At 69.1% G+C, this 7,066-nt stretch carries 5 protein-coding genes; 3 read left to right on the top strand and 2 right to left on the bottom strand.

All coding sequences use genetic code 11. The features are described from left to right. Together LBC97_08265 and LBC97_08260 are read right to left on the bottom strand one after the other, a co-directional pair. A partial coding sequence (locus LBC97_08265) for a type II toxin-antitoxin system VapC family toxin (protein MDR2566040.1) occupies positions 1-398 on the bottom strand: 398 nt, incomplete at its 3' end. Then, the gene (locus tag LBC97_08260) at positions 395-679 is read right to left on the bottom strand and encodes a type II toxin-antitoxin system prevent-host-death family antitoxin (GenBank protein MDR2566039.1); all 285 of its coding nucleotides are present in this window, start codon (positions 677-679) and stop codon (positions 395-397) included. The genes LBC97_08260 and LBC97_08265, both read right to left, overlap by 4 nt. A gap of 733 nt (positions 680-1,412) precedes the next feature. Here LBC97_08260 and LBC97_08255 point away from each other — a divergent pair. The 3 genes from LBC97_08255 to LBC97_08245 all read left to right on the top strand — a co-directional run. Next, the gene (locus LBC97_08255; GenBank protein MDR2566038.1) at positions 1,413-2,258 is read left to right on the top strand and encodes a trypsin-like peptidase domain-containing protein; all 846 of its coding nucleotides are present in this window, start codon (positions 1,413-1,415) and stop codon (positions 2,256-2,258) included. A gap of 299 nt (positions 2,259-2,557) precedes the next feature. Next, entirely contained in the window at positions 2,558-3,127 is a 570-nt protein-coding gene (locus LBC97_08250) for a type IV toxin-antitoxin system AbiEi family antitoxin domain-containing protein (GenBank protein MDR2566037.1), read from the top strand. Positions 3,128-3,989: 862 nt separating this feature from the next. Beyond that, a partial coding sequence (locus LBC97_08245) for a hypothetical protein (protein MDR2566036.1) occupies positions 3,990-7,066 on the top strand: 3,077 nt, incomplete at its 3' end.

The following is a 7,066-nucleotide window of genomic DNA, read 5'->3' as shown; positions in this document are numbered from 1 at the left end:
CCCAGGGCGGTGAAGGCGTCAAGGAGGGTCTTGTCGCCGGTCACGGCGACCAAGTCGTCGGACTTGAGGGCGAGCGCGGTGGCGGCGTGAACCGCGTCGTATCCCCGCAGCGCGTGGGCCAGGGCCAGTTCGCCGGCCTTGTCGACCACCTCGCGGGTGGGCAGAAACAAGTCGAGTTCCTCGATCCTCTTCGCCAGCAAGTCGAGGGCGGCGGCATGCTGAGGCTCCGACAGCCGTCCCAATCGGAGTGCCATGGCGAGCGCGGCGTGCGCTTCCGCGATGACGAGCATGGATGAGACCCGGACGTCGCATGCCCGCCACACCTGGGCGCACCGGCCGCTGGAGGGCTCGTCGATGACCAGCGGCATGACGGCCGACGTGTCGAAATAGCCGATCACCGGCGCTGCTGCTCCACCAGGTCGCTGACGGTCCCGCGAATCGCGATGGGCGGCTCGGGCGCGGAGGCGGCTTTGGCGGCGGTCAGGATCACCCCCGCGGCCACCAGGCGCTCATAGGCGGAGGTTCCGGCGACGGGCACCAGACGGGCGACCGGCCGTCCGTGCTCGGTCAGCGTGTAGGTGCGTCCGGCCTTGACCTGGTCGAGGTAGCCGGAGAGGTTGGCGCGGAGCTCGCGCAGACCGACTGCGTTGGGCACCTGCCTTATTGCAACAATGGACATGAATAAAGTGTACACAAAGGCCGGGCCCGACCCGCGCGGCGACGCGTCGGCAGCGGTTCGCCCTCGCCCGTCTTGTTCCAGACGGCCGGGCCCCGAATCGGTTTACGATGCCGTTCGCGGCGCCGTCCCCCAAGTCGGCTCGGTTGGCGGGCGGTGCCGGGGAAGGCCACAAGCCTCAGGAAGCCCGCCAGCCACCCGACCTGCCCAGCCGGGGATGGTCCTTGCCGTCCATAGGGCCGCGTCGGCGCGTGGCGGCGGCGGGCCCGGCGGATGCGGTTGAATGGCTGCCGAGAGGCGGGGCGCGAGGCGCGCGCCCGGCGGAGCGGGCAAGGAGGGACGCGCGGTGACGGAGCAGCGGCGGCCGCCGGCGGGCGGCGAGGCGGGGCGGGGTCCGGCGCCCAAGCCGGCGCGGCCGGGGGCGCCCGGGGGCGTGTGGAAGGCGGCGGCCGTGTCCGCCTTGGCGGCGGCGCTGGTCGCGTCCGGTTTGACCGCAGGGGTTGTGTGGCGGCTGGCTGGGGCGCGGGGCGGGACGGCATCGGCGGCTGAAGGCACCTTGACAACGCGACAGCCGGCGCCGGGCGCGGGCGGGCTGGGGTCCGGCAAGAACACCCCGGAGGTTCCCGCGGCCGGCGGGGTGGCGCCCGCGTGGGACGTGGTGGCGGCCGCGGTGCGGCCCACGGTGGTGGCGGTCCTGGTGGGGGAGGAACGGATGACCGGGGCGGAGGGCTCCGGCGTGGTGGTGAACGCGGAGGAGGGCCACGTGGTGACGAACAACCACGTGGTGGCGGACGGCGGCGGCATCAAGGTGGTGCTGGCGGACGGGCGGATGTTCGCGGCGGAGGTGCTGGGCGCGGACCCGGGCACGGACCTGGCGGTGCTGAAGCTCCGCGACCGGCCGCCGGACTTGAGCGAGGCGGTGTTGGGCGACTCGGACTTGGTGGTGGTGGGGGAGCCGGTGATGGCGGTCGGCAACCCGCTGGGCTTGGACAACACGGCGACCACGGGGATCGTGTCCGCGTTGAACCGGCCGGTGGAGGCGTCGGAGTCGCGTGACGCGTCCGGGGCGGTGGCGGTGACCAACGCGATCCAGCTCGACGCGGCGATCAACCCGGGGAACTCGGGCGGGCCGCTGTTCAACGCCGCCGGGGAGGTGGTGGGCGTCAACACGTCGATCGCCACCCTGGGGGGTTCGACGGGCCGGTCGGGGAGCATCGGGCTGGCGTTCGCCATCCCCTCGAACCAGGTGGCGGACGTGGCGGCGCAGCTGGTCAAGAACGGCGCGGCCGCCCACCCCTACCTTGGGGCGACCACAGCGGACACGGTGACGGAGGCGGACGGCGCGACCCGGGCGGGGGCCGGGGTGCGGCAGGTGGCGCCCGGCTCCCCGGCGGACGCAGCGGGCCTGGTCCCCGGGGACGTGGTGGTCGGCATCGACGGCCACCCGGTGACCGGCTCGACGTCTTTGACCGCCTGGGTCAGGTCCTACCCGCCGGGCGCCAAGGCGGTGCTCGCCGTGGTCCGGGGCGACGCGAAAACCCACCAGGTGGAGGCCACCCTCACCGTCCGCGACGACCCGTGACACGGGGCCGGGGCCGGGCCCGGCTTGGGCTCCGCGGCGGCGCCCGCCGGCGAACACCGCCCGCGCCGACATCCGACCCGGGGCCGCGCGGGTGAGAGTTGTCCGGGCTTCTTGGCGCGACGTTGCTGACCGGAGACGGGCGGTTGTGCCAGGCCACGCGCGCCTGGGCGCCGGGCGTGAGCGTCGAGGCGGTCTGATCAGGCGGCCAAAGGGGGAAGCGTGAGCCCGAACCGGTGGAGTTGGGAGTCTCCTAAACGCATACAGGTATGCTTGTTCTGCCGACAGTTAGGAGGCGAACCGTGTTGGACATCTTGCCGCCGGCGTTCACATTGGCCGGCGCCCGCCGGGCGGGGCTGCGCAAGGACGAAATCTACAGGGCCGTCGAGGACGGCTCCCTCGAGCGGATCGGGCGCGGAGCTTTCGTCAAAGTCGACTCGTTGGACCCGTCGCTTGTGTCGCTCGCGGCTGCCGCCGCCGTCCAATCCGCCGCGACGATGTGCCTGACCAGCGCACTGGTCTACCACGAACTGAGCGACGCGATACCGGCTGGGACCGACATCGCGCTGCCGCGCGGCACCCGCCACCCCGCCGGGTTCTCCCACGTCACCTGGCACAGCTTCGACCAAGCGACCTTCGGCATCGGACGCGAACCCCTCGAAGGCCAAGAAGGCTTGTACTGCTACTCTGCGGAACGCGTCATCGTCGACGCCTTCAGGCTCGCTTATCTTGAGGGCCGGGCGACCGCTGTGGGAGCCCTCAAACGCTGGCTGAGCGCGAGGGGCAACTACCCGGCCAAGCTGTTGGAGACGGCCAAGGCCTTCCCCAAGGCCTACCCGGCGATACGTTCGGCCCTGGAGTTGCTCGCATGACCCCGTCACCGGCCCGCGACAGGCCTGCTGGCCGCGCCTATGAGGACCTGAAGAACCTGGCAAAAAGCCAGGGCCGCCCCCGCCAGCCGGCCACCCCCGCCGCGTTGAAGCGGCGCCCGCGGCCTAGTGCCGTCTAGCCGCCGCCAGCTTTCCCCGCCTCCCAGCGGCCGCGCGTCGCGCCGGTTCACGATGCCGTTCGCGGCGCCTTCCCCCCAAATACGGCCCGGTTCGCGGGCTGGGCACGGGGGCGGCCGCGCAATTGGCGGGAAACGCGGAAATGTGGACGGGCCTGCGGAAATGGGGACGACGCCTATTTCCGACCGGCCAAAAACAGGTGCCGTCCCCGTTTGCCGGATTAGCGGGCCTGGTGCCAAGCAGGCCGTAGGGCACATGTGTGCTACGTCACATTCTGGTAACGTGCCCCTGTGGGCTGCGGCCGTGAGTTGATTGCAAAGGCGCCGGGGGGGGGGGGGCGTAGAAGTATTCCGAACCCCGCCCGGGGTTCGGGTGAGGCAGGTCGCTTTGCCTTGCCGCCGAATTGCGGCTCTGCGGCGAACAAAATGTCGCGTTTGCCTTTCCCACCTTTCTGCGGCGGCCGTTTTCACGGACGCCGCCAATTCCCGGTTCTGGGCCAGTCCTTTTTCGCCGGGTTCTCCTCGCGCCGCCGCCGTCCCCCGGCCGGGGCGCCGCGCCGCCCCCTTTCCGTTGACGTCGTTTGCTCTGTGCCGTCCGCTCGCCTCAGCCCCATCCCCACGCCAGGTCGGAAAGGCGGGCGCCCCGCGCCCTCCCAGCCCCCAGCGTCCGGGACCGCCTTTTTCTTGCCGCTTTTCAGCCCTGCGCTTTCCATGACATAGGAGACCCCATGCGCGCGTCCGCCTACACCGCCACCCACCACAAGCCCCCCTCGTTCCGCTCCCGTTCGAAGACCCGGCGCACCGGCGCGTGGGCCTGGGCCGCCGCCGTGACGCTCGTGGTCCCGCTGATCGCTGCGGCGCCGTTCGACGCGCGGGAGGCGAAGGCGGACATCGCGGGCGGGGCTGGCGTGCCTCCGGCGAACGACTTGTACAACTACGCGTTGGACATGTACACGGAGGTCGTGTTCGGCGGGCAGACGTTCTGGGTGGCCGGCGTGGGCGACGAGGGGTACGGGCAGCTTTATACGCCGTGGGACCCCGACGACCTCTACTTGCTGCAGAAGGATTGGCCGGCGGGCGACGCCCGCTACAAGACGGCCTACTCCGCCACGGGGTCCAACAGCTACAACGAGAGCTTGCTGAGGCAGAAGCTGAAGGCCATCGAGGACGGCTTGACCGCAGCAGAGCGGGGGGTGCTCCTCCCGTTCGCGGACGACCTGGTTTGGACGCCATACTCGGGCGGGGCGAAGAATGTCTCGGCCAAGCCGGACACCGTTCCCCGGTATGAATACAGCGGCGACTACGACTATTTCTTTGTGCAACCGTTGACGCGGCGGTTGGACGTGTGGTGGAGCGGCCCCTATTCGGGCCACCTTTACGATCCGGACCGGGAGAAGCGCGTCGCCATCATGTCCTACGGCCAGTCGGACAACAAGTGGTGGGGCGCCAACGCCGTCGCCGCCGGCATCGGGCAGTGCAGGCAAACGTGGTCGAACTACGAGTACACCTCGGAGGGCGAGGCGTACTACCCCTGCCCCGTTTCGGTTGACACGGCTTTGTCCACGGAGTTGCCGGTGCGCCCGGCTCTGGCTCTGGACCTGTCGAAGGTGAGGGCGTATTCGCCGGTGGGCAGCGGGTACAACACCCGGTCGAAGGCGGGTTTGGATCCGGTGACGAAGAATGTGGCGGCGGACGCGAAGTTCGAGAAGTACGGTTTCCCGTCGTCCTACCGGGGCGCGGTGAAGCTGATCATGGAGACCGGGGAACTGGGCCTGGAACTGCGGGCGCGGCCGGACGGCTTGGCGGCGGGCAAGAAGATCGACTTGTTCTACGACAACGCGTCGACGGGCTCGAACATGTACGTCTCGGCCACGGTGACGGGCTTGAACGGCACATTTTACCAGAAGCTGAAGCGCATCGGGGATTCGCCGCGGGGAAAGGTGACGGTGGACTTCGCGGGGGTGCCGGAGGGGAACTACAACGTCGAGTTGTCGGCGGAGCAGGTCAACGGCGACAAGCAGGCGGATTTCGTGTCCCCGCCGCAGGTGTTCATGGTGACGTTGGACGCGGCGGGCACGGCCGTGATAGCCCAGACGGGCGACATCGTGCTGGACGAGGCGCCGCCCTCCCTGGACGGCGTCAGCTTAGACGTGGCGGCTGGGACCGTGGTGCTGGACTTCTCCGAGACCATGGGGTTGGACTGGAACCCGCGTGTGACCGTGGACAAGGAAGGAGACCCCCAGGGTGCTGAAGTGGCCGGTACGTGGGACCGCTCCCGGCAGGTGTTCACCGTGTCCAAGCAGTTGGAGGCGGAGGCCAACTACCTAGTGACGGTGAAGGGCTCTGCCGCTGCGCCCATCCCGGACCTGGTTGGCAACGCGGTGGCCGGCGTGATGCAGAAGCAGCTGCAGACTGCGGACAGGGACCGGTTCTCGATCAGCTATGCGGGCGTCAAGGCGGTGGGGCAGCCGCCGGACAGCGCCCGTGTGGGTGCCAGAGTGGAGGTCAGGGTGATCGCCTCCTGCTGGGAGGCGGAGGAGGTGTTCAGGGGCACCTACTCCCGCGTGGACCGCTACGGCAACACCGTGCTCGGCGGGGTTCCGCTGGTCTTCGAGGGCTGGTCGTATGGCGGGGAATACGACCTCAACTGCTACCGCAGGTATTCCTGGACCATGCCGCAAGGCGATGTGGAACTCTACTCGCAGGTAGTTGAGCCAGGGGACGTGGAGTTGGTGGTGGAGGAGTCCCCGGGGCTGGGCGGGAAGCTGAGCGCGTATTACGCGAAGCCGCACACCATTGTCACTCTGACGGGTTCGGACACGTCCGATTCGCGGGTGACGGGTGCCGTCTTGTGGGAGGCGACCCTTGCGCCAGACGGCTCCTACACCAAGGACGCGGAACTGGAGACCATCAGTTTCGGCTCGCGGTCAAGCGCGATCTTCGCCGCGCCCTTAGTGCCTGCGGGCAAGGTGGTGCTGGTGGCGCTGACCGGGGAGGAAAAGCCCCGCAACAAGGTGGTGTTCCCGGGCGAGCGCAACGTTGACGGGGTGCCTGTGTCGCTGGAGCCGGTGGATCCCTCCGGTTGGACTTTGGAGGCGGACGGGTTCTGGTCCACGGACCAGCATGCGGCGGGCCGGTTCGTGATGTTCGAGGTCAAAGCCTCGGAGCCGAATTATGCCGTGACCGCGCTCGGGTTGACCCGAAGCTACGAGTCGCTTCCGTTCACCTGGACGGAGATCCAGGTGGACAACACGTACAAGGGATCGGTTCAGTTCTACATGCCAGCGTTCACATCGACCAGGGATTGGGTGGATCGGCCCGTGAACCTGTCGTTGTCGCTCCGGCGCGTCCCGGTGGCGCTGCGGGTGTCCGCGGTGGTTCCGGACAAGGCGATCTGGGAGTCGGTGTCCGGTTTCCGTGTGACTGGCCGCGGTTTGGAGCAGGTGCTGGGGCGGGGCCGGGACTACGCCTCGTTCTCGCCGGAGAAGCGAGACCTGCTTAGCACGGTGACCCTGAAGCACAACGGCAAGACGGCGTACATTTCCCAGGCGACCGGCCGGTGGCCCGGGTTCACCCTGAACGATGACGGCTCGTTGACGGTGCCGCTGCCAGATCATTTGAAGGAGATCATCGGGGATCCGGTCTCGGACGTGTTCTACCTGTCGATCGGGGGGGTGGAGAAGCCGGTGCTGATCTACCGGGACTACCGGGCGAGGGTGCAGCCGTACAGCGTGTTGGGGATCGCGAAAGAGCGGGACTTCTTGTCCTATTCCGTGGTGATGGGGGACACCGTGGAGGATCTGGA

Source organism: Bifidobacteriaceae bacterium (assembly GCA_031281585.1).
Classification (GTDB): Bacteria; Actinomycetota; Actinomycetes; order Actinomycetales; family WQXJ01; genus JAIRTF01.
The sequence above is the reverse complement of the archived record's forward strand: the minus strand, read 5'-3'. Positions and strand labels throughout refer to the sequence as shown.